This is a genomic window from uncultured Halomonas sp. (genome assembly GCF_947501415.1).
GTDB lineage: Bacteria > Pseudomonadota > Gammaproteobacteria > Pseudomonadales > Halomonadaceae > Halomonas.
The window spans coordinates 44788-69473 of the sequence record NZ_CANMVL010000011.1; the positions used below are offsets into that span (position 1 = coordinate 44788).

26 protein-coding genes and 1 pseudogene are annotated in these 24686 nt (G+C 66.3%); 22 read left to right on the forward strand and 5 right to left on the reverse strand.

Translation table 11 applies throughout. The features are described from left to right. Position 1: 1 nt before the first annotated feature. Both Q0894_RS08690 and hemC read right to left on the reverse strand, forming a co-directional pair. Positions 2-799, reverse strand: a complete 798-nt coding sequence (locus Q0894_RS08690; protein ID WP_299233876.1) for a uroporphyrinogen-III synthase — start codon at positions 797-799, stop codon at positions 2-4. Further along, the gene (gene hemC, locus Q0894_RS08695; RefSeq protein WP_132042186.1) at positions 799-1740 is read right to left on the reverse strand and encodes a hydroxymethylbilane synthase; all 942 of its coding nucleotides are present in this window, start codon (positions 1738-1740) and stop codon (positions 799-801) included. The genes Q0894_RS08690 and hemC overlap by 1 nt, the downstream gene beginning before the upstream one ends. 286 nt (positions 1741-2026) lie before the next feature. On the opposite strand from hemC, the gene argH reads away from it, so the two are divergent. From argH to Q0894_RS08730, 7 genes and pseudogenes are all read left to right on the forward strand, one after another. Then, positions 2027-3445 (forward strand): argininosuccinate lyase, encoded by a 1419-nt coding sequence (argH, locus tag Q0894_RS08700; RefSeq protein WP_299233881.1) that lies wholly within the window; start codon positions 2027-2029, stop codon positions 3443-3445. Then, positions 3445-3555 (forward strand): annotated as a pseudogene (locus Q0894_RS08705) (lipoprotein); the annotation flags it as partial. The gene argH and the pseudogene Q0894_RS08705, both read left to right, overlap by 1 nt. A 92-nt stretch (positions 3556-3647) precedes the next feature. After that, positions 3648-4934, forward strand: coding sequence for a diaminopimelate decarboxylase (gene lysA, locus Q0894_RS08710; protein ID WP_299233884.1), 1287 nt, complete (start codon positions 3648-3650; stop codon positions 4932-4934). Beyond that, complete coding sequence (gene dapF / locus Q0894_RS08715) at positions 4934-5782, forward strand: diaminopimelate epimerase (protein ID WP_299233887.1); 849 nt, start codon at positions 4934-4936, stop codon at positions 5780-5782. Before lysA ends, dapF begins: the two co-directional genes overlap by 1 nt. Before the next feature lie 41 nt (positions 5783-5823). Then, complete coding sequence (locus Q0894_RS08720; protein ID WP_299233890.1) at positions 5824-6540, forward strand: DUF484 family protein; 717 nt, start codon at positions 5824-5826, stop codon at positions 6538-6540. Continuing rightward, positions 6533-7450 carry a tyrosine recombinase XerC gene (locus Q0894_RS08725; protein WP_299233893.1) on the forward strand — a complete coding sequence of 306 codons (918 nt, stop codon included), beginning with the start codon at positions 6533-6535 and terminating at the stop codon, positions 7448-7450. Before Q0894_RS08720 ends, Q0894_RS08725 begins: the two co-directional genes overlap by 8 nt. After that, complete coding sequence (locus tag Q0894_RS08730) at positions 7447-8184, forward strand: HAD family hydrolase (RefSeq protein ID WP_299233896.1); 738 nt, start codon at positions 7447-7449, stop codon at positions 8182-8184. The genes Q0894_RS08725 and Q0894_RS08730 overlap by 4 nt, the downstream gene beginning before the upstream one ends. Before the next feature lie 104 nt (positions 8185-8288). Here Q0894_RS08730 and yihA read toward each other — a convergent pair whose 3' ends face one another. Beyond that, entirely contained in the window at positions 8289-8918 is a 630-nt protein-coding gene (gene yihA / locus Q0894_RS08735; RefSeq protein ID WP_299233899.1) for a ribosome biogenesis GTP-binding protein YihA/YsxC, read from the reverse strand. A 232-nt stretch (positions 8919-9150) separates the two neighbouring features. On the opposite strand from yihA, the gene Q0894_RS08740 reads away from it, so the two are divergent. The 5 genes from Q0894_RS08740 to Q0894_RS08760 all read left to right on the forward strand — a co-directional run bounded on the left by Q0894_RS08740 (position 9151) and on the right by Q0894_RS08760 (position 13447). After that, a complete protein-coding gene (locus Q0894_RS08740) occupies positions 9151-9771 on the forward strand; it encodes a c-type cytochrome (RefSeq protein ID WP_195688580.1) in 621 nt (206 codons plus the stop codon). 180 nt (positions 9772-9951) lie between these two features. Then, positions 9952-10584, forward strand: a complete 633-nt coding sequence (locus Q0894_RS08745; protein ID WP_299233904.1) for a thiol:disulfide interchange protein DsbA/DsbL — start codon at positions 9952-9954, stop codon at positions 10582-10584. After that, complete coding sequence (locus Q0894_RS08750) at positions 10585-11409, forward strand: endonuclease/exonuclease/phosphatase family protein (protein ID WP_299233907.1); 825 nt, start codon at positions 10585-10587, stop codon at positions 11407-11409. A gap of 77 nt (positions 11410-11486) precedes the next feature. Next, a complete protein-coding gene (locus tag Q0894_RS08755) occupies positions 11487-12032 on the forward strand; it encodes a TRAP transporter small permease subunit (RefSeq protein WP_132042198.1) in 546 nt (181 codons plus the stop codon). Further along, positions 12032-13447, forward strand: coding sequence for a TRAP transporter large permease subunit (locus tag Q0894_RS08760; protein ID WP_299233911.1), 1416 nt, complete (start codon positions 12032-12034; stop codon positions 13445-13447). Before Q0894_RS08755 ends, Q0894_RS08760 begins: the two co-directional genes overlap by 1 nt. 5 nt (positions 13448-13452) lie before the next feature. Here Q0894_RS08760 and Q0894_RS08765 read toward each other — a convergent pair whose 3' ends face one another. Continuing rightward, the gene (locus tag Q0894_RS08765; RefSeq protein ID WP_299233914.1) at positions 13453-13884 is read right to left on the reverse strand and encodes a YqaA family protein; all 432 of its coding nucleotides are present in this window, start codon (positions 13882-13884) and stop codon (positions 13453-13455) included. 66 nt (positions 13885-13950) lie between these two features. Here Q0894_RS08765 and thiD point away from each other — a divergent pair, with 66 nt between their 5' ends. The 3 genes from thiD to dtd all read left to right on the forward strand — a co-directional run bounded on the left by thiD (position 13951) and on the right by dtd (position 16210). Beyond that, positions 13951-14763, forward strand: coding sequence for a bifunctional hydroxymethylpyrimidine kinase/phosphomethylpyrimidine kinase (thiD, locus tag Q0894_RS08770; protein ID WP_299233917.1), 813 nt, complete (start codon positions 13951-13953; stop codon positions 14761-14763). Between the two features lie 103 nt (positions 14764-14866). Beyond that, positions 14867-15712 carry a universal stress protein gene (locus Q0894_RS08775; protein ID WP_299233920.1) on the forward strand — a complete coding sequence of 282 codons (846 nt, stop codon included), beginning with the start codon at positions 14867-14869 and terminating at the stop codon, positions 15710-15712. A gap of 60 nt (positions 15713-15772) precedes the next feature. Next, the gene (gene dtd, locus Q0894_RS08780; RefSeq protein WP_299233922.1) at positions 15773-16210 is read left to right on the forward strand and encodes a D-aminoacyl-tRNA deacylase; all 438 of its coding nucleotides are present in this window, start codon (positions 15773-15775) and stop codon (positions 16208-16210) included. 223 nt (positions 16211-16433) lie between these two features. Here the strand turns inward: dtd and Q0894_RS08785 are convergent, their stop codons facing one another. After that, on the reverse strand, positions 16434-18386 hold the full coding sequence (locus tag Q0894_RS08785; protein ID WP_299233925.1) for an ATP-binding cassette domain-containing protein: 1953 nt from the start codon (positions 18384-18386) through the stop codon (positions 16434-16436). Positions 18387-18436: 50 nt separating this feature from the next. Here Q0894_RS08785 and Q0894_RS08790 point away from each other — a divergent pair, with 50 nt between their 5' ends. The 7 genes from Q0894_RS08790 (at position 18437) to Q0894_RS08820 (ending at position 24600) form a co-directional block, all read left to right on the forward strand. Further along, positions 18437-18973 (forward strand): TIGR02444 family protein, encoded by a 537-nt coding sequence (locus tag Q0894_RS08790; RefSeq protein WP_299233928.1) that lies wholly within the window; start codon positions 18437-18439, stop codon positions 18971-18973. A 91-nt stretch (positions 18974-19064) separates the two neighbouring features. Beyond that, complete coding sequence (dctP, locus tag Q0894_RS08795) at positions 19065-20087, forward strand: TRAP transporter substrate-binding protein DctP (protein WP_299233931.1); 1023 nt, start codon at positions 19065-19067, stop codon at positions 20085-20087. Positions 20088-20280: 193 nt separating this feature from the next. After that, positions 20281-20859, forward strand: a complete 579-nt coding sequence (locus tag Q0894_RS08800) for a TRAP transporter small permease (protein WP_299233934.1) — start codon at positions 20281-20283, stop codon at positions 20857-20859. A gap of 30 nt (positions 20860-20889) precedes the next feature. Continuing rightward, complete coding sequence (locus Q0894_RS08805) at positions 20890-22173, forward strand: TRAP transporter large permease (RefSeq protein ID WP_299233937.1); 1284 nt, start codon at positions 20890-20892, stop codon at positions 22171-22173. Between the two features lie 17 nt (positions 22174-22190). Continuing rightward, entirely contained in the window at positions 22191-22631 is a 441-nt protein-coding gene (locus tag Q0894_RS08810) for a universal stress protein (RefSeq protein ID WP_299233940.1), read from the forward strand. Positions 22632-22760: 129 nt separating this feature from the next. Beyond that, complete coding sequence (locus tag Q0894_RS08815) at positions 22761-23543, forward strand: FKBP-type peptidyl-prolyl cis-trans isomerase (protein ID WP_299233944.1); 783 nt, start codon at positions 22761-22763, stop codon at positions 23541-23543. After that, positions 23536-24600, forward strand: a complete 1065-nt coding sequence (locus Q0894_RS08820; RefSeq protein WP_299233947.1) for a PHB depolymerase family esterase — start codon at positions 23536-23538, stop codon at positions 24598-24600. Before Q0894_RS08815 ends, Q0894_RS08820 begins: the two co-directional genes overlap by 8 nt. The last annotated feature ends 86 nt before the right edge of the window (positions 24601-24686 follow it).

Genomic DNA, 24686 nt, shown 5'->3' on the forward strand with positions numbered 1-24686 from the left:
GCTAGCCCTTTTCGAGATCGTCTTGATCGACATCGGCTTCCTGCGAGTCACAGGCGTTGGACACGGCCGCCGCCAGTGCCGTCGGGGTGGCGCCACGCGCCACGACGGGGTCACGAAACCCCAGCTTGCCAGCCAGTGTAGCCAACCGGGCGCTGGAAACGATTAGCGGTTGGTTCAAGGCGGCGCCTGCACACCATCTTGCCAGATAATCGAGGATTTCTCCGCTGCTGACCACCAGTGCGCGGAAATGGCCCGTGGCAAGACACTCTGCCATGGCCGGCTCGGGGGGCTGGAGGGTGCGCCGATAGACGGCCAGACGCGTCACCCGAGCCCCCCGTGCAGCGAGGGTTTCTGCAAACAGGGTACGCCCGCCCTCACCGGCCACCAGCAGCACTTTCTCATTATCGAGCGCGCGCAGGGAGCCCAGGGTGAGCAACGCCTCGCTGGTATCCTCGCCAGCGATCGCCGGGGGGACATGGACCCGCACGCCGAGTCGCTCATGCAGCACGGCGGCGGTCGCCGCTCCCACGGCATAGTAGTCGATGCCCACCGGTAGCTGGGGCCAGAAGCGGTCCAGCGCCTCGGCGAGGCATTCGGCGGCGAAGGGGCTGACCACCATCACGCGCCGGAACTGATCGAAATCGAGCCAGGCCGCACGCTGCTCAGGAGTCTCGGGCAGCGCCTCGACGCTCATCGCCTCGAAACGCGCGACCGGCAGGCCATAGTCGGCGATCGCGGCGGCCAGCACGGCTCCGCGCTCTCCGGGACGCGTGATTACCACCCGCGGCTGAGTCTCCATCAGCCGGCGCCGTAGACCTCGGCGAGGATCTCTCCGGCGCCCATCTCCAGCAGCTCCTCGGCAACCCGGATGCCCAGCGCCTCGGGTTCATGAATCGAACCGCGCCCCTCGGTACGCAGCACGCGAGCCCCATCCGGGGTTCCGACCAGGGCGCGCAACCACAGGGTCTGGCCGTCGTTCTCGAACACCGCATGACCACCGATCGGCACCTGGCACCCTCCTTCGAGGCGAGTGTTCATGGCCCGCTCGGCGCGTACCCGAGTGGCGGTATCGGGATCATCCAGCGGCGCCAGCAGGCTGATCAGCTCTGGATCATGAAGGCGGCACTCGATGCCCAGCGCGCCCTGGCCACAGGCCGGCAGGCAGACCTCGGGGGGCAGCTCCTGTGCGATACGCTCGCCCAGATTCAGGCGACGCAGTCCGGAGGTGGCCAGGATGATGGCATCGAAATCGCCAGCATCGAGCTTGCCCAGGCGAGTCTGGACGTTGCCACGCAGGCTAAGGATCTCGAGGTCGGGACGCGCCTCCCTGACCTGCAGGCCGCGGCGGAGGCTGGAGGTGCCCACGCGCGCGCCTTCCGGCAGCTCGTCGAAGCTGGCGTAGTGGTTGGAGACGAAGGCGTCGGTTGCCTCCGCACCGGCCAGAATCACCGAAAGGCCCAGCCCCTCGGGGAAGTTCATGGGCACATCCTTCATGGAGTGCACCGCAATATCGGCACGCCCGTCGAGCATCGCCTCCTCGAGCTCCTTCACGAAGAGCCCCTTGCCCCCCACCTTGGCCAGCGGGGTATCGAGGATCTTGTCGCCGCGGGTGGACATGGCGACCAGTTCCACCTCGAGGCCAGGATGAAGGGCCAGTAGCCGGTCGCGGACGTATTCGGCCTGCCACATGGCCAGTTGACTCTTGCGCGTGGCGATGCGCAGCTTGGTGATGGATTGCACGAAGTTCTCCCTGTGCCGACGACCTGGCTGGCAGCGAGCCAGCTCAGGTTTCCGGCGAAGTTGACATGCATGACGCACGATAACCCTCATCATAACAAGCCCCCAGCCGGAGAGGAAAAATCCACGGCCCGTGCGGCTCGCTGCCCTGTCGGCGAAGGGCGCACCCTCGCCTGCCTCGGCGACTCTGGTACACTCCTGCCATGTCGCGCCTGCCGCCGCGAGACCGGCGGCCGCGGGGGGCCCAGCCCCCAGCCAACCGCAACCCGTCATGCAGGATTCCGAACCGATGACCTCGAACTCTTCCAACTCCGGCACCAACCAGTCCTGGGGAGGCCGCTTCAGCGAGCCCACCGACGCCTTCGTCGCCCGCTTCACCGCCTCGGAGGCGTTCGACCGCCGCCTGGCCTTTCACGACATTCAGGGCTCCATCGCCCACGCCACCATGCTGGCCCGGGTCGGCGTACTCAGCGAAGACGAGCGCGATGCCATCATCAGCGGTCTGGACGAGGTCCGCGGCGAGATCGAGCGCGGCGAGTTCCCGTGGTCCGTCGAGCTGGAAGATGTGCACATGAACATCGAGGCGCGGCTGACCGCGAAGATCGGCATCACCGGCAAGAAACTGCATACCGGTCGCTCGCGCAACGATCAGGTCGCCACCGATATCCGCCTCTTCCTGCGTGACGAGATCGATCAGATCGCCATGGAGCTTGCCCGCCTGCGGACGGGGCTGATCGAGCTGGCCGACCGCGAGGCCGATACCATCATGCCGGGGTTTACCCATCTGCAGACCGCCCAGCCGGTGACCTTCGGCCACCATCTGCTGGCCTGGCAGGAGATGCTGGCCCGCGACCATGAGCGGCTGCTCGACTGCCGCAAGCGGGTCAACGTGCTGCCCCTGGGTGCCGCGGCGCTGGCCGGCACCACCTATCCCATCGACCGCCATGTCAGCGCCGAGCTGCTAGGTTTCGAGCGCCCCGCCGAGAACAGCCTCGATGCGGTCAGCGATCGCGACTTCGCCATCGAGTTCACCGGCTTCGCCAGCCTGCTGCTGATGCACCTGTCGCGCATGAGCGAGGAGCTGGTGCTGTGGACCAGCGCCCAGTTCGACTTCATCGACCTGCCCGACCGCTTCTGCACTGGCTCCTCGATCATGCCCCAGAAGAAGAACCCCGACGTTCCGGAGCTGGTGCGCGGCAAGACCGGCCGTGTCTACGGCCATTTGATGGGCCTGCTGACCCTGATGAAGTCCCAGCCACTGGCCTACAACAAGGACAACCAGGAGGACAAGGAGCCGCTGTTCGACGCCGTGGACACCGTCAAGGACTGCCTCAAGGCATTCGCCGACATGGTGCCCGCCATCGAGCCGAAGAAGGCCAGCATGGCCGAGGCGGCCCGGCGCGGTTTCTCCACCGCCACCGACCTGGCCGACTACCTGGTACGCAAGGGGGTCGCCTTCCGCGACGCCCACGAGATCGTCGGCCAGTCGGTGGCCTTCGGCCTGGCCGAGGGCAAGGACCTCTCGGAGATGACCCTCGACGAACTCAGGCAGTTCTCCGACACCATCGAGCAGGATGTCTTCGAGGTGTTGACCCTGGAGGGCTCGGTGGCGGCTCGCAACCATATCGGCGGCACCGCCCCCGATCAGGTGCGTGCCGCCGCCCAGCGGGCCCGTGATGCACTATCGGCCCTTGCAGGAGGCGCCTGATGGGCCGCCTGGCTTTCTCTGCCCTGGTCTTGGTCCTGGCCCTGGGTCTGGCCGGCTGTGGCCAGAAGGGGCCGCTCTATCTGCCCGGTGACGAGCAGGCCGCCGAGCAGTACGGTCCCCGCGAGACCCAACAGGCCAGCGATGCCCAGCAAGAGAGCACCGAGCGCGACCAGGACGCGCCACAGGAGACGGAGGAATAGCCATGGACCACTTCAACTATCGCGACGGTGTGCTCTACGGCGAAGAGGTGCCGCTGAGCACCATCGCCGAGACATTCGGGACGCCCTGCTATGTCTACTCCAAGGCCACTCTGACCCGCCACTTTCGTGCCTATACCGAGGCGCTGGGCAGCCATCCTCACCTGATCTGCTATGCGGTCAAGGCCAACTCCAACCTGGCGGTACTGGGTCTGCTCGCCCGCCTGGGCGCCGGCTTCGATATCGTCTCGGTGGGCGAACTCGAGCGGGTGCTGGCCGCGGGCGGCGACCCGGCCAAGGTGGTCTTCTCCGGCGTGGCCAAGCAGGAGGGCGAGATGGCCCGAGCGCTGGAGGTCGGTATCAAGTGCTTCAACGTCGAGTCACGCCCCGAGCTCGAGCGCCTCGACGCCGTCGCGGGCCGGCTCGGCAAGGTGGCCCCGGTATCGCTGCGCGTCAATCCGGACGTGGATGCCGGCACCCACCCCTATATCTCCACCGGGCTCAAGGACAACAAGTTCGGCATCCCGGTCGACGAGGCGCTGGAGGTCTACGAGCTGGCTGCCAGGCTCCCCAACGTGCGCGTCACAGGCCTGGACTGCCATATCGGCTCCCAGCTCACCGAGCTCGCTCCCTTCCTCGATGCCCTGGACCGGCTGCTGTTGCTGCTCGAGACCCTGCGCCACCGCGGCATCGAGGTGGAGCACCTGGACCTCGGCGGCGGTCTCGGTGTGCCCTACCGCGACGAACAGCCGCCTGCGCCCTTCGACTACGCCACGGCCCTGCTCGAGCGCCTCTCCGGCTGGGAGGGCAGCGAGGGGCTGACCCTGCTGTTCGAGCCGGGGCGCTCCATCGCGGCCAATGCCGGGGTGCTGCTGACTCGAGTGGAGTTTCTCAAGCCCGGCGAGACCAAGAACTTCGCCATCGTCGACGCCGCCATGAACGACCTGATCCGCCCCGCACTCTATCAGGCGTGGCAGGCCATTCTGCCGGTGGACACGCGCCATCCGCGGCCCAGCGACACTTACGATGTGGTCGGCCCGGTGTGCGAGACGGGCGACTTCCTGGGCAAGGAGCGCACACTTGCCATCGCCCCTGGCGACCTGCTGGCGGTGCGCTCGGCCGGCGCCTACGGCTTCGTGATGGCCTCGAACTACAACAGCCGCCCGCGCCCCGCCGAGGTGATGGTGGACGGCGACCGGAGCCATCTGGTGCGCCGCCGCGAGCGACTCGATGAGCTGTGGTCGGGTGAGGCCATGCTACCGGACGACGCCGGGTCGGAGGGCGGGCACTGATGCTGCTGCACTTCACCAAGATGCATGGCCTCGGCAACGACTTCATGATGGTCGACCTGGTGACCCAGCGTGCCCGCTTCACCGACGACCAGGTCCGCCGCCTGGCCGACCGCCGCTTCGGTGTCGGCTTCGACCAGCTGCTGGTGGTCGAGCCACCCCGGGATCCCGACATGGATTTCCGCTACCGCATCTACAACGCCGACGGCAGCGAGGTGGAGAACTGTGGCAACGGCGCGCGCTGCTTCGCCCGCTTCGTGCGCGACCAGCGCCTCACCCACAAGCGCGAGATCCATGTGGAGACCGCCGGCGGCCCTCTGGTGCTGAAGGTGGAGGAGGATGGCCGCATTCGCGTCGACATGGGGGAGCCCCGCTTCGCCCCGGCGACACTGCCCTTTACGCCTGAGCCCTTCGAGGGCGACACGGACCGGGTGCTGCACCGCCTCGAGGTGAACGGTGAGTCCGTCGAGCTGGGGGTGGTCTCCATGGGCAATCCACATGCGGTCATGCGAGTCGATGCCGTCGACGAGGCGCCCGTCGAGCGCCTCGGCCCGGCCATCGAGGCTCATCCGCGCTTTCCCAGGCGAGTCAATGTCGGCTTCATGCAGGTGGTGTCCCCCCATGAGATCCGCCTGCGGGTCTACGAGCGAGGCAGCGGGGAGACACTGGCCTGCGGCACCGGTGCCTGCGCCGCGGTGGCCAGCGGCATCCGCCAGGGCCTGCTGGAGAGCCCGGTGAGCGTGCATCTGCCGGGGGGTGAACTGACCATCGAGTGGCACGGCCCCGGCACGCCGCTAACGATGACCGGTCCCGCCGAGCGCGTCTTCGATGGCCGCCTGCTGCTGTATTGACCGCGAACCATCCCGATCCCGCGCCAACCGAAGGAGATGGCATGTCACAAGCCGCACCAGAACCGCGCAAGACGCTCGACCCGGACCGGGTCGCCGAATGGTTGGCCACCCATCCCGACTTCTTCGTCGGGCGTGAGGGCCTGCTCCAGCAGCTCAAGGTTCCCCATCCCGAAGCGGGCGGTGCCACCTCACTGCTGGAGCGTTTGGTTCACGACCTTCGGGCCCGCGCCGAGAAGGCCGAAGACCGCCTGGAACAGCTGCTGGAATCGGCGCGCCACAACGAGGCCCAGTATCGGCGCACCCGGGAGCTGGTCCTGGCGCTGGTAGCCGCCCAGGATCGTGACGCCCTGGGGCAGGCGCTCTCCACCCAGTTCAGCGAGCACTTCGCCACCCCCGCGGTGGCGCTGTGGTGCCCGGCCAGCCTATCCGATGCCGAGCCACGCCCCCCACAGGCGCCACGCCAGGTGATCGACGAGCATGTCGGCTCACGCCTCGCGGGTCTCCTCGATGGCCGTACCAGCCGCTGCGTTCGCCTGACACCCACCGACTGGAAACGCCTGCTGCCCCACACCAGCGCGCCGCGCCGCTCGGGCTCCTGTGCCATCACTCGGCTGAGCCTGGGTGAGCCCCTCGGCTACCTGATACTGGCCAGCCATGATCCGGACTACTTCCGCGCCAGCATGGATACCCTGTTCACCGAGTATGTCGGTGATGTGGTGGCACGACTGCTGATACGCCTCGGCCCCGACCATGCCTGAGCACGGGCCTCTTGCCGACGAGGTCGAGGTCTTTCTCGAGGGGCTGTCGCGCACCGCCAGCCCCGCGACCCTGGACGCCTATCGGCGCGACCTGGCCAGCCTGCTCGCCTTCATGGACGAGCAGGCGATCACGGCATGGCAGCAGCTGGACGCCGCGCTGATGCGCCGCTTCCTGGGCGGTGAGCGCGCTCGTGGCCTGGGGCCACGTAGCCTGGCTCGTCGCCGTTCGGCCTGCTCGAAGCTCGCGGAGCATCTGCTTGCGGCGGGCCACCTCGACCACAACCCGGTGGCGCTGGTGCGCAGCCCGCGTCAGCCGCGACATCTGCCACGCCCGGTCGATGTGGACCGCCTGACGAGCTTTCTGGACACCCCCCACGACGGCTCGCCCCTGGCGATACGCGATCAGGCGATGCTCGAGCTCTTCTACTCCAGCGGCCTGCGCCTGGCCGAGCTTGCCGGGCTGGATCTGGACGACCTGCACGGCGAACGTGTGCGGGTGCTGGGCAAGGGCAGCAAGCCGCGCCAGGCCCCGGTGGGGTCGCGCGCCCGCCAGGCCCTGGAAGCTTGGCTCAAGATACGCATGAACATGGCGGCGCCTGGCGAGAGCGCGCTGTTCGTCAGCCAGCGTGGCGGGCGGCTTGGCCACCGCGCCATCCAGCAGCGCCTGGCGATGGTGGCCCGGCACCGCGGGCTCGACGAACATCTACATCCGCATCGCCTGCGCCACTCCTTCGCCAGTCACCTGCTGGAGTCGAGCCAGGACCTGCGGGCCGTTCAGGAGCTGCTCGGCCACACCAACCTCTCCACCACCCAGGTCTACACCCACCTCGACTGGCAGCATCTGGCGGCCAGCTATGACGCCGCTCACCCGCGAGCACGGCGCCGACCCAGCGATGAGACTCCGACATGAACCTAGAGGCGATCACCTTCGATCTGGATGACACCCTGTGGGACAACGGCGGCGTGATGCGTCGGACCGAGCAGGGACACTACAGCTGGCTCGATGCGGCACTCGCCGAGTGGCAAGCCGTTGAGCCCGCCGGCCGCTTCGCCACCCGTTTCCCGCTTGATGCCTTGTTGGCACGGCGCCTGGCCCTGGCCACGGCCCACCCGCCACGACGGGGCGACTTCACCTGGCTTCGCCAGCGAGCACTGAGCGAGCTGCTGGGGGAGTACGGGCTGGCGCAGGAACATGCCGAGCATTGGGCCCGAAGAGCCATGGAGCGTTTCATGGAGCTTCGCCATGAGGTGGAGCCTCACCCGGAAGTGGAGCCTATGCTCGAGCAGCTGGGCAAGCACTACCGCCTGGCCAGCATTACCAACGGCAATGTCGAGGTGACTCGCCTGCCGCTGGGGCGCCACTTCCCGGTGACCGTTACCGCCGGCGAACTGCTCGCCCCCAAGCCCGACCCGCGCCCCTTCCTGCTGGCCCTGTCCCACCTCGGCACACATCCCGAGGGAGCGCTTCACGTGGGAGACTCCTGGGAGGAGGATGCCCTGCCCGCCCGCCGCCTGGGCATGCAGGCGGCCTGGATCGGCCCCGACGACCGCCCGATGCCCCACGGCATCCACCGCCTGGATCATGTCCGCGAGCTGCCGGCGCTGATCCAGTGGATGGAAAAGACCCGTAAGCGCACAGGATAAGCTGGAGGAGATGTATGGACAGTGCCTCCTCGGCGGCCCGGCACCCTCGGCGCTTGTTCCAGGGAGGCTCCGTCCTTTTCAAAGGAGAGGCTCCGTCCTTGCGATTACTCTTCCACGCCACCCAACAGCCAGCCATCGAGGCGCGCCTCGAGCTCCTCGATGCCCTGACGCTTGAGCGACGAGAACAGCTGGATGGTTACCAGATCTTCCCACTCGCGCAGTCGTGAGCGTACCTGCTGCAGGGCATTTGCCGCCGCACCGCGTTTGAGCTTGTCGGCCTTGGTCAGCAGGATATGCACCGGCATCTCCTGCTCATCGGCCCAACCCAGCATGGTCTGGTCGAACTCGGATAGCGGATGACGCACATCCATCACCAGCACCAGTCCGCGCAGGGCATCGCGGTGCCGCAGATACTCGGAAAGATGACGCTGCCACTCCAGCTTGACCGCCTCCGGCACCTTGGCATAACCGTAACCGGGCAGGTCCACCAGGCGCCGGTCACTGTCGTCACCCAGCGAGAAGAAGTTGATCAGCTGGGTACGTCCGGGCGTCTTGGAGATACGGGCCAGCCCGTTCTGCCGTGTCAACGCATTGATTGCGCTGGATTTTCCCGCATTCGAGCGACCCGCAAATGCCACCTCTGCGCCACCGCCGCCGGGGCAGTGAGCCAGGGTTGGCGCGCTGATGAGAAAACGGGCAGTCTGATAGTTGAGACAAGGGTTGAGTCGCGCCATGGGCAAGAATTCCTGACATTGATCAAGGGCCCGTCGGCTTGCATTCCCGCCGACGGGGTGATTCGGTATAATACAGTGTCTTTTGTCTGCGACCCGGGGCACGCTAGTGTACCACCGCGCCCACGACGTCCGCGATTGGCCCGCTCGATAACCCGGAGGCTGGCCAATGTCGCGATCGGGCGAGACCCAGGGTACGTACCGGTCAACAACGTAACGGCATAGTGGATTAGCGATGAGAAAGTTACTGGCAAGCCTGGCAATCACCATAGGCGCCGTCGGCGCCGCCCACGCGGACCTCGAGGCCGATGCCGATGCGGCAGCGGGCAAGGAAAAGGCAGTGGCTTGCGCCGCCTGTCATGGCCAGGAGGGTATCAGTCCCTCGGGCGCCTTCCCCAATCTGGCGGGTCAGCAGACTTCCTACCTGGCCAAGCAGATCATGGATATCCGCGACGGCAACCGCGTGGTGCCGCAGATGGCCGGCCAGGTCGACAACTTCTCCGACCAGGATGCCTGGGACGTGGCCAAGTTCTTCTCCGACAAGAGCCCTGCTCTGGGCCAGGCGGATGCCGACGAGCTGCTGGTCGAGCGCGGCCGTGAGCTCTACCGTGCCGGTGACATGGCCAAGGGCATTCCGGCCTGTGCCGCCTGCCACACTCCGACCGGCCAGGGCATCGGTACCGCCGTCTATCCGGCACTCTCCGGCCAGCATGCCGATTACACCGTGTCCACCCTGCAGGACTTCGCCGCCGGCAACCGTGCCAATGACCCGGCCAATATCATGCGCGATATCGCTTCCAAGATGAGCGACCGCGACATGGAGGCCGTGGCCAACTATGTACTGGGCCTGCACTGAGGTGCTGGACCTGCACTGAGCCAGCCTCGCTCGGCGACTCTGTAGACCATCGGGGCGACCTTCGGGTCGCCCCTGTCATATCCGCCTTCGCTTCTCGGGAACCCCGGCCCGAGGATGCGCTCAAAGGCAGCGACATCCGGGCACGCCCGGACGCGATTCCTCACAAGGAGAGAGATGCCCATGTTGAAACCCCTGATGCTGGTACTCGCCGGTCTCGCCCTGCCCGGCCTCGCCAATGCCCAGAGCCTGGTGGAGGGTGAACACTACGAGGTGTTGCCCGAGGCCATTGAGACCCACGTGGATGAGGGGCAGATCGAGGTCACCGAGGCCTTCTGGTACGGCTGCCCCCACTGCTACAACCTCGAGGAGCCACTCAACGCCTGGCTGGCGGAGACTCCCGAGGACATCAGTTTCCAGCGCATGCCGGCCACCATGGGCGGTGACTGGAACAAGCACGCCCGGGCCTTCTACGCCGCCGAGGCGCTGGGCATTCTCGACGCCATCCATGACGACTTCTTCCATGCCATTCATGAAGAGGGGCAGAGACTGACCGACAGCGGCGACATTGCCGACTTCTTTAGTGACTACGGTGTCAGCGAGGAAGAGGCGCTGCAGGCCCTCGACTCCTTCGCGGTAAAGAGTCGAGTCAACCAGGCCAACACCCGCATGCGCACCATGCGCCTGATGGGAGTACCCGCCCTGATGGTCGACGGCCGCTACCTGGTGACGCCGAGCAGCGCCGGCAGCCTGGCCAACATGCCGCAGATCGCCGAGGCTCTGGTCGACAAGGTTCGCGAGGAGCGTGAGGAGTAGATGTCTCACCTCGCGGAGGCAAGAGTGCCGCCCCTGAAGGGCGGCCACCTCAAGCTGCTGACCTTCAACCTGCAGGTCGGCATCCAGACCTCGGCCTACCACCACTACCTGACCCGCAGCTGGCAGCACCTGCTGCCTCACCCCCGGCGGCTACGCCGACTGGCCATGGTCAGCGAGGTGCTGGGCCGCTTCGATATCGTCGGCCTTCAGGAGGCCGACGGCGGCAGCTTCCGCTCCAGCCACGTCAACCAGGTGGAGTACCTGGCCACCCGTGGCGGCTTTCCCCACCACTATCAGCAGCTCAATCGCAACCTGGGCCGTATCGCCCAGCACAGCAACGGCCTGCTGTCGCGGCTACCCCCGGCCCATATCGAGGAGCACCAGCTCCCCGGCACGCTGCCCGGGCGTGGTGCCATTCATGCCCGCTTCGGGGATGGCCCCGACGCCCTGCACCTGTTTGTCGCTCACCTGGCCCTCAGCCACCGCGGCCGTGTCCGCCAGCTCGACTATCTCTCCGAGATCATCCAGCCGCTGCGCCATGTGGTGGTGATGGGCGACCTCAACTGTACCCCCGAGCAGCTCCATGGCCACCAGCGCTTCTCCGCCTCGTTGCCGCTTCACCCGGTACGCCCTCCCTTGAGCTACCCCTCGTGGCAGCCGCGTCGTGCCCTGGATCATATCCTGCTCTCCAACTCCTTGGAGGCCGACGAGGTCCGCGTGCTCGACCATCTGTTTTCGGACCACCTGCCGATCGCGGTAGACGTTCGTCTGCCGCCGGCCTGTCTACAGGCGCTTGTCACCCACCCACAGGACGGCGCCAACTAGGCCACGGGTCGGCAACGGGTGACGTTTGACGGCGAATCGGCGAAGATGCGCCTCCTGACCAACCTGCAGGAGGAGACATGCCAGACACTCGCCCACCGGCCCTGCTCAGGGGGCTTGACGCCGTGACCGACCTGGTCGGCCGTACCACCGCCTGGCTGGTGCTGGTGATGATGGCGGTACAGTTCGCCATCGTGGTGATGCGCTACGTCTTCGGCATCCACAGCATCGCCCTGCAGGAGTCGGTGATGTACATGCATGCCATGGTATTCATGCTCGGGGCCGCCTGGACCCTGCAGCATGACGGCCATGTGCGTGTCGATATCTTCTATCGCAAGCGCTCGCCACGCAGCCGGGCGAGCGTCGACCTGTTCGGTACCCTCTTCCTGCTGTTGCCGGTGACGCTCTATATCCTGCTCGGCAGCCTGGGCTATGTGAGCAGCAGCTGGGCGATCCTCGAGCGCTCCCCCGACGGCGGCATTCCCGGCGTCTTTCTGCTCAAGAGCCTTATCCTGGCAATGGCGGCACTGCTGCTGGTGCAGGGTATTGCCCAGCTGATTCGTCAGACGCTGATCCGTAGCGGCCGACTCTCTTCCGACACCCCGCGCCACGAGGAACAGCTGTAATGCTGACGACGCTGCTTGAACTGATCCCCCTGCTGCTGTTTGTCACCATCTGCGGCGTGCTGATGCTCGGCTATCCGGTCGCTCTGTCGCTGGCAGGCACCGCCCTGTTCTTTGCCGGTCTCGGCTTCGCACTGACCCACCTGGGAGTCCCCGTCCCCTTCGAGCCGGGCTACCTGAGCGCCATGCCCAACCGCCTGTTCGGCATCATGACCAACCAGACACTGCTGGCGGTGCCCCTGTTCGTGCTGATGGGGGTGCTGCTGGAGAAGTCACGGGTCGCCGAGACGCTGCTCGACGCCATGGCCCTGGCCTTCGGCGCCCTGCGCGGCGGGCTGGGCATCGCCGTGGTGCTGGTCGGCATGCTGCTGGCCGCCTCCACCGGCATCGTCGGCGCCACCGTGGTGACCATGGGCCTGCTGTCGCTGCCCACCATGCTCAAGCGCGGCTATTCGGCCTCGCTCGCCACCGGCACCATCTGCGCCACCGGCACCCTGGGTCAGATCATCCCGCCCTCCATCGCCCTGGTACTGCTCGGCGACGTGCTCTCCAACGCCTACCAGCAGGCCCAGCTGGCGATGGGCGTCTGGAGCCCCAAGACCCTCTCGGTGGGCGACCTCTTTGTCGGCGCCCTTATCCCGGGGCTGCTGCTGGTCGTGGCCTATATCCTCTACGTGACCCTGACCGCCTGGCTGAGGCCCAGCCTCGCCCCCCCGGTGGACCGCCAGGCACTGATGGAGGAGCTCGGTCACAACGGCAGTCTCTGGCCGCTGCTGCTCAAGGGACTGCTGCCGCCGGTACTGCTGATCGTGGCGGTACTGGGCTCGATTCTCGGCGGCTTCGCCACCCCCACCGAGGCCTCGGCGGTGGGCGCCTTCGGCGCCTTCCTGCTGGCGCTGACCAACCGCCGCCTGAATCCCACCATGCTGCGCGAGGTGGTCCACTCCACCGCTCAGGTCACCAGCATGGTGTTCCTGATCCTGATCGGTGCTGCGCTGTTCTCGCTGGTCTTCCGCGCCTTCGGCGGCGAGGAGTTGGTCGTCGAACTGTTCGAGTCGCTGCCCGGCGGTGTGGTGGGAGCCACCCTGGTGGTCATGCTGGTGATCTTCCTGCTCGGCTTCATCCTCGACTTCATCGAGATCACCTTTGTTGTGGTGCCCATCGTCGGGCCGGTGCTGCTGGCCATGGGACTCGACCCTATCTGGCTGGGCATCATGATCGCCATCAACCTGCAGACCTCCTTCCTGACGCCACCCTTCGGCTTCGCGCTCTTCTATCTGCGCGGCGTCACTCCCGAGTCGGTGCCCACCTCGGCGATCTACCGTGGTGTGATCCCCTTTATCCTTATCCAGCTCGGCATGCTGCTGACCCTGGCAGTATTTCCCCGGCTGGCGACCTGGCTGCCCTCGGTGATATAGGCTCACTACCGACAGAGCGGGGCCAGCCAGGCCTCGGCGAGCCACAGCACCAGCGCATAGCGCCCCGCCTTGGCCAGCCCGATCAGCAGGATGGCCCGCCACCAGGGCAGCCGGAAGAGTCCGGCCAGCACGGTGAGCGGGTCACCTACCACCGGTGCCCAGGAGGCCAGCAGGCTCCACTCGCCGAAGCGTCGGTACCACTGTTCGGCGCGCATCAGGCTCGCCGGCGAGGCGGGAAACCAGCGACGCCCCTGGAAGTGGCGCGCGTAGCGACCCAGCGCGACATTGACCAGGCTGCCCAGGGTGTTGCCGAGGGTGGCCACCGCCCATAGCGTCAGGGCCGGCTGCTCCAGACACCACAACCGGGCCAACCATACCTCGGAGCCGCCGGGAAACAGGGTGGCGCTGGCCAGGGCCACCAGGAAGAGACTCAGCATGGCCTCCCCCTCTGCCCTTGCAGTAGGCTGGCAAGGTTCCAATGACCCTGTGATGACATGATGACGATGACCCTCTCAGACCGGATTCCCAACGCCCTGACCATCGCCGGTTCCGACCCCAGCGGCGGCGCCGGCATCCAGGCCGACCTCAAGACCTTCTCGGCGCTGGGCGCCTATGCTACCAGCGTCATTACCGCCCTGACCGCACAGAACACACGCGGCGTCAGCGGGGTTCACCCGGTGCCCGCCGACTTTATCGCCGCTCAGCTCGCGACCCTGCTCGACGACGTGAGCATCGATGCGGCGAAGATCGGCATGGTGGCCAGCCTCGAGGTCGCCGAGGTGATCCGCGACACCCTGGCGCAACGTCGTCCTCGCTGGGTGGTGCTCGATCCGGTGATGGTGGCCAAGAGCGGCGATATCCTGGTGGACGACGCCGGCATCCGCGCGGTACGCGAGGTCCTGGTGCCCCAGGCCGACCTGATCACCCCCAATCTGCCCGAGGCCGCGGTGCTGCTGGGCCTCCCCGCTCCAATCGACCGCACCGGCATGCTGGCCATGGCACCCGCCCTTCGCGAGCTGGGGGCCGGCGTCACCCTGCTCAAGGGAGGGCACCTGCGCGGCGAAGAGTGCCCCGACCTGCTGGTCACCGACGAGGCGGCCACCTGGATCGAGGGGGCCCGGGTCGATACCACCAACCTCCACGGTACCGGCTGCACGCTCTCCTCGGCGATCACCGCGCACTTGGCGCGGGGCGACACCCTCCAGGAAGCGGTGGCCTCGGCCAAGCACTGGCTGGGCGAGGCGCTGGCTGCCAGTCGACGCCTGGAGGTGGGCCACGGCCATGGACCGGTGCACCACTTACACGCCTGGTGGTAACCCCCCCTACGGTGCCTCGGCCTTGCCGCACTCCTTGCAGCAATGGCCGGGGCCTCCCATGCTGAAGGTCTACACCGCCGTGGCGCCACGCCCAGGAGCCGTCATGAACCCGACCCTGCTGTTCGCCTGCGACCTCTCGGCCGAAAACCGTGCCGCCTTCGCCAGGGCGGTTCGCCTGGCCACCGAGCAGGGCTCACGCCTCGATGTTCTCCACGTGCTCGACCCCTACCTGCCTCGCCGCGTGCTTCACGACTTGGAGGAGGCCGTGGTAGCCGACATGCAGGCCACCCTCACCGATATCCGCGAGGAGTACGCCCTTCCCGAGCCGCAGGTGCTGATGCAGACGGTCACCGGCACCCCCTTCGCCGAGATCATCCGCGAAGCCCACGAGCGCGAGGTGGACATGATCGTGCTGGGTGCCCACCGCAAGCGCGGCCAGCCCGATCTTGTTGCCGGGACCACCCTGGCCCGGGTGCTGCGCAGCGCCCCCTGCCCGGTGCTCTCGGTGAGCCATACCGCCAACCAGGACTGGCAAGAGGTCCTGCTACCCATGGACTTCTCGCTCACCTCCCGGCACACCCTGCGCGAGACCCTGCGGCGCTTCCCCGAGTCGCGCCTGACCCTGCTGCACGCCTGGGACATCCCCGGCGAGCGCGAGCTGGGCTCGCGCAGCGACTTCGCCCGCTGGCGCGACCGAGAGGTGGCGCGCCTGAAGGCCCAGCTGGAAGCCGAGGTCGAGCGCCTGATGGCCGAACTCGACGACGTGCCCGAGGTGGCGCTGGTGCTGGAACAGGGGGCTCCTCTGGAGGTGCTGATGAACCGGCTGCGTCACCAGCCGCCGGACCTGCTGGCACTGGGTAGCCGCGGCCAGCTGGGCCGCCATAGCCTGATCACCGAGTCGCTGCTGGCCGAGCCCCACTGCGACATCATGCTATGCCGTGCCTGGTAGCGGAGGGCTCGACCGGCATGTGATACCCTGCGCGGCGTTCGTGATTGCAGGGAGACAGGGATGAAGGCGTTGATTCAGCGCGTGACCCGCGCCAGTGTTGAGGTGGAGGGAAGCGTGGTCGGGGCCATCGACCACGGCCTGCTGGCCCTGGTGGGCGTGGAGAAGGGAGACGACGAGGCCACCGTGGAGCGGCTTCTTCACAAGCTGCTGCACTATCGGGTTTTCAGCGATGCCGAGGGCAAGATGAATCTCAATCTGCAGCAGGTGGACGGCGGCCTGCTGCTGGTTTCCCAGTTCACTCTGGCCGCCGACACCCGCAAGGGCCTGCGCCCCAGCTTCTCCAGCGCGGCCCCGCCCGCCGATGGCGACCGCCTCTTCCACCGACTGCTGGAGCGCGCCGAGGCCGCCTGGCCCAGGGTCGCCAGCGGCGAGTTCGCCGCCAATATGCAGGTCGCACTGGTCAATGACGGCCCGGTGACCTTTCTGCTCGAAAGCTGAGCCTGCTGCAAGCCTGTTCACACCGTGCAAACACGAGTCGCGCCCCCCGGTTTGAAACCCTGCCGCTGCGCTCGCGACCTGTCCGTCGGGTCACAACATAATCCCTCACGGGTGACCCTCGCTCGCCATCCCTGACGATCGCCGGACGTCGCTTCGCTTGCGCCAGCAACCCGGGGTATATGTCGCTTTTCGTGCTTGCCCGGCTCTCCCAGACACAGACACCTCAGCCACCGAGTTCAGCCTCCATGGTTTCCAGCGCCTCCTCGGCGGAGAGCCACTCCGCCTCCAGATCCTCGAGGCGGGACTTGAGCTCACCTTGGCGGGCCAGGGTCGCGGTAAGCTCCTCCTTGCGGGCGGGGTCGGTATAGAGCTCGGCATCCCCGAGCCCCTCCTCCACTCCGGCAAGCTCCTCCTGAACCTTCTCCATGGCGTGCTCGGCGCGATCGCGCTGTTTCTTCAGCGGGCGCAGCTTCTCGCGCAGCTCGGCGGCGGCGCGACGCGACGCCTTGCGATCCTCCCGGGGGGCGCCCCCGTCGAGCTGGCGTTCCTCCCTATCTCCGCGGGCCTCGCGGCGCTCGCCCTCCAGGCGGGCCTTGAGCCATAGCCGATAGTCCTCCAGGTCGCCGTCGAAGGGCTCCACCCGGTGATCGGCCACCCGCCAGAACTCATCCACGCTGGCACGCAACAGATGGCGGTCGTGGGAGACGATGATCACCGTGCCTTCGAAACCCGCCAGCGCCTCGGTGAGCGCCTCGCGCATTTCGAGATCCAGGTGGTTGGTGGGCTCATCGAGCAGCAGCAGATTGGGTTTCTGCCAGGCCACCAGGGCCAGCGCCAGGCGCGCCTTCTCGCCCCCCGAGAAGCGCCCCACCTCACCGAAGACATCATCACCCGGGAAGCCGAAGCCACCCAGAAAGTTGCGGATCTCCTGATCGCTGGCGGTGGGCGAGAGGCGCTGCACATGCATGAAGGGAGTGGAGGCGAGATCCAGCCCCTCCAGCTGGTGCTGGGCGAAATAGCCGACCTTGAGATGCTCCCCGGCGATACGCTTGCCGGCGAGCAGCGGAAGCTCACCGGTAAGCGTCTTGATCAGGGTCGACTTGCCGGCGCCATTGGGGCCCAGCAGGCCGATGCGCTGTCCGGGCAGCAGCGTCAGCCTGACGTTGTCGAGCTGGACCTTTTCCGTGCCCGACGCCTCGCCTTTGGGGCGATAACCCAGTCGTGCCTCGTCCAGCACCAGCAGTGGGTGGGAGGTTTTGTCCGCGGCGGGCAGGCTGAAATGAAAGGGAGAGTCGGCATGCGCTACCGCGATATCGCCCATGCGCTCGAGCATCTTCAGACGGCTCTGGGCCGCGCGGGCCTTGGTGGCCTTGGCGCGGAAACGAGCCACGAAGCGCTCGATCTCCTCGCGCCGCGCCTGCTGCTTGGCGGCCTCGGCCTGCTGCAGCGCCAGCTTCTCGGCCCGGGTGCGCTCGAAGGTGGTGTAGTTGCCGCGGTAGAGCACCAGGGAGCGGCGATCGAAGTGCACGATGCTGTCGCACACCGCATCCAGGAAATCGCGGTCGTGAGAAATCAGCAGCAGAGTGCCGGGATAGCGTGTCAACCACTGCTCGAGCCACAGCAGGGCATCCAGATCGAGGTGGTTGGTGGGCTCGTCGAGCAGCATCAGATCGGAGGGCATAAACAGGGTGCGCGCCAGGTTGACGCGCATCCGCCAGCCCCCCGAGAAGGACGCTAGAGGGCGCTCCAGATCCTGCTGGGCGAAGCCGAGGCCTACCAGCAGCTGGGCGGCCCTGGCCGGGGCGCTGTAACCGTCCAGCGCCTCGATGACACCGTGCAGCTCCGCCTCACGATGGACGTCGCCGGCCTCCCTGGCCTCTGCCAGGGCCGCCTCGGCCCGACGCATCTCGGTGTGGCCATCGAGAACATGATCAAGCAGCGAACGCGACAGCGCCTCCACCTCCTGGGCCATATGCGCGATGCGCTGGCCGCCACTCATCTCGACCTCGCCGCGGTCCGGCGTCAGTTCGCCGAGCAGCAACTTGAACAGGCTTGACTTGCCGGCCCCGTTGGCGCCGACGATGCCCGCCTTGTGACCGGCATGCAGGGTCAGGTCGGCGCCTTCGAGCAGGGCCTGGGTGCCGCGTTGCAGAGAAACTTGGCGCAGTGCGATCATGCGGGCTCCACAAGAGTGCGGCCGCCGCTCGAGGCGGCGGCGAAAGGACAATGATCGACGATTCTACCGAAATGTTGACCATTCTGCGGGCTCGACTCGCCGAAGATCCGCTGTGGCCCTTTGCCCTGACGCTTTACGCCCGGGAGGGGGTCGAGGCTGCCTGCCTGCGGCTGCAGGACGACGCCGGAGTCGATGTCTGTGAACTGCTGTGGCGCTGCTGGCTGCTACAGCATGGCGCCGTGCCGCAGCCAGAGTGCGAATCGGCGCTTGTCGAGGTACGCCGCTGGCAACGCGACGTCACCCAGCCGCTGCGGCGCCTGCGCCGCGAGCTCAAGACCGCCGCCGTATCACTCGAGAACGTAGCCAGGCTGCGCGACACCCTCAAGCAGGCGGAACTCCAGGCCGAACGAGAAACGCTTGCGCGGCTGGAAGCACTGGCCATGACCCGCCCACTGAGGTCGCTTTCCCCCGCCGACCATCCGGCGGAAAAAACCCTGCAAGATGCCCTGCAACTGCAGAAAAAAGCCCATCTTTCAACGCTAAATCGCCTGGTGACGCGTCTTGACCCTCCTCGGAGCCCACGCTAGCCTGAAAAAGCCGCGTGAATCTAATATTCCCTCGATGCCTTGTGGCAAGCTCCTGCGAGCCCGGGCAAAACCTGCAGAAGGGGCTACAAGAATGAAGTCACACAAGCTGTTGACCACCGCCGGTATCGGCGCACTGATGTTCGGCATGACCTCTGCCGCCATGGCAGACAACTGGCGCTATGCCCACGAGGAGTACGAGGGCGATGTTCAGGACGTCTTCGCCGTGGCCTTCAAGGAGTATGTTGAGGAAAACTCCGACCACAGCGTGCAGATCTACCGCTTCGGTGAGCTCGGTGAGTCCGATGACATCATGGAGCAGACCCAGAACGGCATCCTGCAGTTCGTCAATCAGTCTCCCGGCTTTACCGGCTCGCTGATCCCCGAGGCTCAGATCTTCTTCGTCCCCTATCTGCTGCCCACCGACGAAGCGACCGTCATCGAGTTCTTCGACAAGAGCAAGGCCATCAACGAGATGTTCCCCGAGCTCTACGCCGAGCAGGGGCTGGAACTGCTCCAGATGTACCCCGAAGGCGAGATGGTGGTCACCACCGACGAACCCATCGAATCCGTGGATGACTTCGAGAACAAGAAGATCCGCGTGATGACCAACCCGCTGCTCTCCGAGACCTACAACGCCTTCGGTGCGACCCCCACGCCGCTGCCCTGGGGCGAGGTCTACGGCGCCCTGCAGACCGGCATCCTCGACGGCCAGGAGAACCCGATCTTCTGGATTCAGTCCGGCGGCCTCTACGAGGTATCTCCGAACCTTGTGTTCACCGGTCACGGCTGGTTCACCACCGCCATGATGGCCAATCAGGACTTCTTCGATGGCCTCTCCGAGGAGGATCAGCAGCTGGTACGTGACGCTTCGGAAGCGGCCTATGACCACACCATCGAACACATCCAGGGCCTCGCCGAGGAAGCCCTGAACAAGATCAAGGAGGACTGCGACAACTGCACCTACACTCGCCTGGACGAGGAGCAGATGCAGTCGCTGCGCGAGCGCGCGCCGCAGGTCGAGGAGGCCTACGTCGAGATGGCCGGCGAAGACGGTGCCGAGCTGCTCGAGCAGTTCAAGGCCGATCTCGAGGCAGTGACCTCCGACGAGGAGTAACTGCCTCCCACCGCCATGCTCAGGGGGTGGCCCATCTCGGGCCACCCCCTGTTCGTTATAACGACGACAGCAGCCTGCGGAGACGCGCTGCGTGCACCCAGCGTTGACCCTCTAGCCACGCCGCGGCTCTGCAGGGCGTATCCTGACTGTCGAGACGCGTCTTACCACACTGCATGCTGAAGGGAGTGCAGCCATGACAGATGAAGAAGCCGAAAAGGCCTATCGCTCCGGCCTCCCCGGGCCGCTGGGGGTGATCGATACCCTAATAAGCAAGCTGGAGGCGGTGCTGCTGGCCATGGGCGTGCTGCTGATGGCCGTCAACACCATCGCCAACGTGATCGCTCGCTTCGTGATCGGTGACAGCATCTTCTTTACCGGCGAGATCAACCGCATCCTGATCATCATGATCACCTTCGCCGGTATCGGCTATGCGGCACGCCATGGCCGGCATATCCGCATGTCGGCCATCTACGATGCCCTGCCGGTAGGTGGGCGCCGCGCCCTCATGATCATCATCTCCCTGTTCACCTCGCTGGTGATGTTCTTCCTGCTCTACTACTCGCTTGTCTACATCATCGACCTGCAGTCCAAGGGCAGGGTGCTGCCGGCACTGGGCTTTCCGATCTGGCTGATCTACGTCTGGGCGCCGCTGGGGTTTCTGATCACCGGGATCCAGTACCTGCTGACCGCCATCAAGAACATGACCTCCAGGGACGTCTACCTGTCGACCAGTGTGCTGGATGGCTACAAGGATACGGAAACGGAAGTCTGACGCAGGGCGAAGGCCCGAGGGGAACGCACAATGACCACCATAATGGTTTGCACCATGATCGCCCTGCTGCTGCTGGGCTTTCCGATGATGATCCCGCTGATCACCGCTGCGGTGATCGGCTTCTTCATGATGTTCAATGGCCTGGGGCAGATGGATACCCTGATCCAGCAGATGATGGCCGGTATCCGCCCCGCCTCGCTGATCGCGGTACCGATGTTCATCCTTGCCGCCGACATCATGACCCGCGGCCAGTCGGCAGACCGCCTGATCGCCATGGTGATGTCCTTCATCGGCCATATAAAGGGCGGTCTGGCGGTTTCGACCGCCACCTCATGCACCCTGTTCGGCGCCGTCTCGGGCTCCACCCAGGCCACCGTGGTGGCGGTAGGCTCACCGCTGCGCCCCAAGATGCTCAAGGCCGGCTACTCCGACGCCTTTACCCTGGCATTGATCATCAATGCCAGTGATATCGCCTTCCTGATTCCGCCGAGCATCGGCATGATCATCTACGGGGTCATCTCCGAGACCTCCATCGCCGAGCTGTTTATCGCCGGTATCGGACCCGGGCTGATGATACTGGCGATGTTCTCGGCCTACTGCGTCGCCTATGCGGTGATCCGCGGTGTCCCCACCGAGCCCAAAGCGACCTGGAGCGAGCGATTCACTGCCGTTCGTCAGGCACTGTGGCCCTTGGGTTTCCCGGTGATCATCGTCGGCGGCATCTATGGTGGCATCTTCAGCCCCACCGAGGCGGCCGCCGCCTGTGTGCTCTACGCGGTATTCCTGGAGTTCATCGTCTTCCGCTCGCTGAAGATGCAGCACATCTATGCGATCGCCAAGTCCACCGGCCTGATCACCGCGGTGGTGTTCGTGCTGGTGGCCGCGGGCAACGGCTTCTCATGGATCATCTCCTTCGCGCAGATTCCCCAGTCGATCCTGGAGGCCGTGGGCATCAACGAGGCAGGCCCCACCGGCGTGCTGATCGCGATCTGCATCTCCTTCTTCGTGGCCTGCATGTTCGTCGACCCCATCGTGGTCATCCTGGTACTGACCCCGATCTTCGCCCCGGCGATCGCCGCCACCGGCCTCGATCCGGTACTGGTGGGCATACTGATCACCCTGCAGGTAGCCATCGGCTCGGCCACACCCCCCTTCGGCTGTGACATCTTCACCGCCATCGCGATCTTCAAGCGCCCCTACCTGGATGTGATCAAGGGGACACCGCCCTTTATCTTCATGCTGATACTGGCCGCGGCACTGCTGATCATGTTCCCGCAGATCGCCCTGTTCCTGCGCGACGTGGCCTTCAACTGAGCCAAGGAGAGAGAACCATGTTCAATCGGATCCTGGTCCCGGTGGATGGCTCCAAGGGTGCAATCAAGGCGCTCGAGAAGGGCGTGGGGCTACAGCTGCTCACCGGAGCGGAGCTCTATCTGCTGTGTGTCTTCAAGCACCATAGCCTGCTCGAGGCATCGCTCTCCATGGTGCCCGACAAGCTGGAGATCCCCCACGACATGCTCAAGGAGTACGCCACCGAGATTGCCGTGCACGCCAAGAATCAGGCCATCGAGATGGGGGTGCCTGCCGACAAGCTGCGCGCCTTCGTCAAGGCCGGCCGCCCCTCGCGCACCATCGTGCGCTTCGCCCGCAAACGCGAGTGCGACCTGATCGTGATCGGTGCCCAGGGCACCGGCGGTGACAAGAGCCTGCTGCTGGGGAGTGTCTCCCAGCGCGTGGCAGGCTCTGCCCACTGCCCCACCCTGGTGGTCTAAGCCTTCCCCTCTTCGTCCCGGTTTCGCTCGGATGCGGAACCGGGACGGCCCTGTTAGAGTCCCATGATTCGCATTCACCCCAGGCGCCACCGGCGCCGGAACCACAAGCCGGAATCACAAGAGAGTCACATGAAACGACTGCTGACCACCGCCTCACTCGCCGCCCTGCTGGGTGCCGCGCCCCTGGCAATGGGTGCCCCGGAAAGCGATGAAGAGAAGCTGGGCTACAGCCTGGGCGTGACCCTGGGCCAGAGCATCCAGCAGGATGTCGAGAACCTCGATGTCGATGCCTTCACCCAGGCCATCCAGGATGTTTTCGCCGGCGACGACCTCGAGATGAGCGACGAGGAGATGGCCGAGGCGCTGATGGCCTTCCAGCAGCAGGCCGCCGCGGCCCGCCAGGCGGAGGCCGAAGCCGCCGCCGAGGCCAACCGCGCCGAGGGCGAGGCCTACCTGGCCGAGAACGCCGAGCGCGAAGGTGTCGAGACCACCGACTCCGGCCTGCAGTATCGCGAGTTGGCCTCCGGTGACGGCGCCACCCCCGGCGCCCAGGACAGCGTCGAGGTGCATTACGAGGGCACCCTGATCGACGGCACGGTCTTCGACAGCTCCTACGCGCGCGGCAACTCGGTCAGCTTTCGCGTCGACCAGGTGATCGAGGGCTGGCAGGAAGCCCTGCAGCTGATGAGCGTGGGCGATACCTGGGAGATCGTCATCCCCCATGAGCTCGCCTACGGCGCCCAGGGCCAGGGCCCCATCGGCCCCTACGAGACCCTGACCTTCAAGGTCGAGCTGCTCGGCATCAACGACACGCAGGCATCATCCGGCGACAGCGCCGACGAAGCCTCCGCAGAAGAGAGCGTTGACGACGGTGCCGAGGATGCCGTCGACGATAGCCAGGCCAGTGAGTAAGTCTCGCCCGGCCACCTGGGCGGCCGGTGCGATCCTTGCCACGCTGCCCACGTCTGCACTGCTCGCCGATACGCCCCCTTCTCCCCGGCAGCTCCCGGCCCTGGCCGCCAGCTCCGAGAATGCCAGCGTCATCGGCGTCTCCTCGGGTGGCTACATGGCGACCCAGCTGGCCGTGGCCTGGCCGGAGCGCTTCGCCGGTCTCGGGGTGCTCGCCGCGGGTCCCTGGTCCTGCGCCCAGGGCTCGCTAGGTCTGGCCCTGGGTCAGTGCATGACCACCCGACGCGGCATGCCCGATATGCAGGCCCTGGAGCAACGCCTTGCCGGCTACCGTGAACGCGACCTGGTCGGCGAGGCCGGGGCGCTTGAGTCACTCAGGGTCTATGTCTGGCACGGCGCAGCCGACGAAGTGGTCGAGCCACGACTGGGAGAGGCGCTGGTCGAGCAGTTTCAGGGCTGGCTAAGCGACCCCTCGCAACTGCAGTGGCGCCAGGACACCGATGTGGGTCACGGCTGGCCCGTCGACGTCACGCTTGGCCACGCCGATGAGAGCGCGCTGGCCGACTGCCATGACGCGGGCCCTCCCCACCTGCTGGCCTGTGACAGCGATATCGCCGGCGATGCCCTGAACTGGCTGCATGGTGACCTGACGCCTCCCGCCGACGCAGAGGCCGCCGGCGAGCTACGGCGCTTCGACCAGGGCGATTATGACGCCAGGGGGCTGGCCGATACCGGCTACCTGTTCGTGCCGGAAGGCTGCGAGGAGGGCGGCTGTGAGGTCAGCATGGCCCTGCACGGCTGCGGCATGGCCGCCGAACAGATCGGCGACACCTTCGTTAGCCATACCGGGCTCAATGCCTGGGCGGCGGAAAACCGGCGTATCGTGATCTACCCACAGACCGAGACGCGCCTGGGCAACCCGCAGGCATGCTGGGATTGGTGGGGCTATGCGGAGAGCACCTGGCAGCTTGACCCCATGCATGACAGCCGCCAGGGCACCCAGACTCGCGCGCTGATGGCGATGCTGGAGCGGCTTCAGGAAGCGCTTCCGACGCGCTAGGCTTGGGCGTTGCACAGGCTGGGTCAGGCTGGGTAGAGGAGCTGGACTAGCGGAACCGGGCCAGAAGAGCTGGACTAACGGTTCTG

What these genes read in the sequence shown, in the direction of transcription:
- Q0894_RS08760 (WP_299233911.1), top strand. Translation starts at nt 12,032, where the DNA reads ATGCTGACGACGCTGCTTGAACTGATCCCCCTGCTGCTGTTTGTCACC.
- Q0894_RS08740 (WP_195688580.1), top strand. Translation starts at nt 9,151, where the DNA reads ATGAGAAAGTTACTGGCAAGCCTGGCAATCACCATAGGCGCCGTCGGC.
- Q0894_RS08690 (WP_299233876.1), bottom strand. Translation starts at nt 799, where the DNA reads ATGGAGACTCAGCCGCGGGTGGTAATCACGCGTCCCGGAGAGCGCGGA.
- Q0894_RS08725 (WP_299233893.1), top strand. Translation starts at nt 6,533, where the DNA reads ATGCCTGAGCACGGGCCTCTTGCCGACGAGGTCGAGGTCTTTCTCGAG.
- thiD (WP_299233917.1), top strand. Translation starts at nt 13,951, where the DNA reads ATGACCCTCTCAGACCGGATTCCCAACGCCCTGACCATCGCCGGTTCC.
- Q0894_RS08730 (WP_299233896.1), top strand. Translation starts at nt 7,447, where the DNA reads ATGAACCTAGAGGCGATCACCTTCGATCTGGATGACACCCTGTGGGAC.
- dctP (WP_299233931.1), top strand. Translation starts at nt 19,065, where the DNA reads ATGAAGTCACACAAGCTGTTGACCACCGCCGGTATCGGCGCACTGATG.
- Q0894_RS08815 (WP_299233944.1), top strand. Translation starts at nt 22,761, where the DNA reads ATGAAACGACTGCTGACCACCGCCTCACTCGCCGCCCTGCTGGGTGCC.
- Q0894_RS08800 (WP_299233934.1), top strand. Translation starts at nt 20,281, where the DNA reads ATGACAGATGAAGAAGCCGAAAAGGCCTATCGCTCCGGCCTCCCCGGG.
- Q0894_RS08745 (WP_299233904.1), top strand. Translation starts at nt 9,952, where the DNA reads ATGTTGAAACCCCTGATGCTGGTACTCGCCGGTCTCGCCCTGCCCGGC.
- Q0894_RS08805 (WP_299233937.1), top strand. Translation starts at nt 20,890, where the DNA reads ATGACCACCATAATGGTTTGCACCATGATCGCCCTGCTGCTGCTGGGC.
- Q0894_RS08750 (WP_299233907.1), top strand. Translation starts at nt 10,585, where the DNA reads ATGTCTCACCTCGCGGAGGCAAGAGTGCCGCCCCTGAAGGGCGGCCAC.
- dapF (WP_299233887.1), top strand. Translation starts at nt 4,934, where the DNA reads ATGCTGCTGCACTTCACCAAGATGCATGGCCTCGGCAACGACTTCATG.
- Q0894_RS08720 (WP_299233890.1), top strand. Translation starts at nt 5,824, where the DNA reads ATGTCACAAGCCGCACCAGAACCGCGCAAGACGCTCGACCCGGACCGG.
- Q0894_RS08785 (WP_299233925.1), bottom strand. Translation starts at nt 18,386, where the DNA reads ATGATCGCACTGCGCCAAGTTTCTCTGCAACGCGGCACCCAGGCCCTG.
- Q0894_RS08765 (WP_299233914.1), bottom strand. Translation starts at nt 13,884, where the DNA reads ATGCTGAGTCTCTTCCTGGTGGCCCTGGCCAGCGCCACCCTGTTTCCC.
- yihA (WP_299233899.1), bottom strand. Translation starts at nt 8,918, where the DNA reads ATGGCGCGACTCAACCCTTGTCTCAACTATCAGACTGCCCGTTTTCTC.
- dtd (WP_299233922.1), top strand. Translation starts at nt 15,773, where the DNA reads ATGAAGGCGTTGATTCAGCGCGTGACCCGCGCCAGTGTTGAGGTGGAG.
- Q0894_RS08755 (WP_132042198.1), top strand. Translation starts at nt 11,487, where the DNA reads ATGCCAGACACTCGCCCACCGGCCCTGCTCAGGGGGCTTGACGCCGTG.
- argH (WP_299233881.1), top strand. Translation starts at nt 2,027, where the DNA reads ATGACCTCGAACTCTTCCAACTCCGGCACCAACCAGTCCTGGGGAGGC.
- Q0894_RS08810 (WP_299233940.1), top strand. Translation starts at nt 22,191, where the DNA reads ATGTTCAATCGGATCCTGGTCCCGGTGGATGGCTCCAAGGGTGCAATC.
- lysA (WP_299233884.1), top strand. Translation starts at nt 3,648, where the DNA reads ATGGACCACTTCAACTATCGCGACGGTGTGCTCTACGGCGAAGAGGTG.
- Q0894_RS08775 (WP_299233920.1), top strand. Translation starts at nt 14,867, where the DNA reads ATGAACCCGACCCTGCTGTTCGCCTGCGACCTCTCGGCCGAAAACCGT.
- Q0894_RS08790 (WP_299233928.1), top strand. Translation starts at nt 18,437, where the DNA reads ATGATCGACGATTCTACCGAAATGTTGACCATTCTGCGGGCTCGACTC.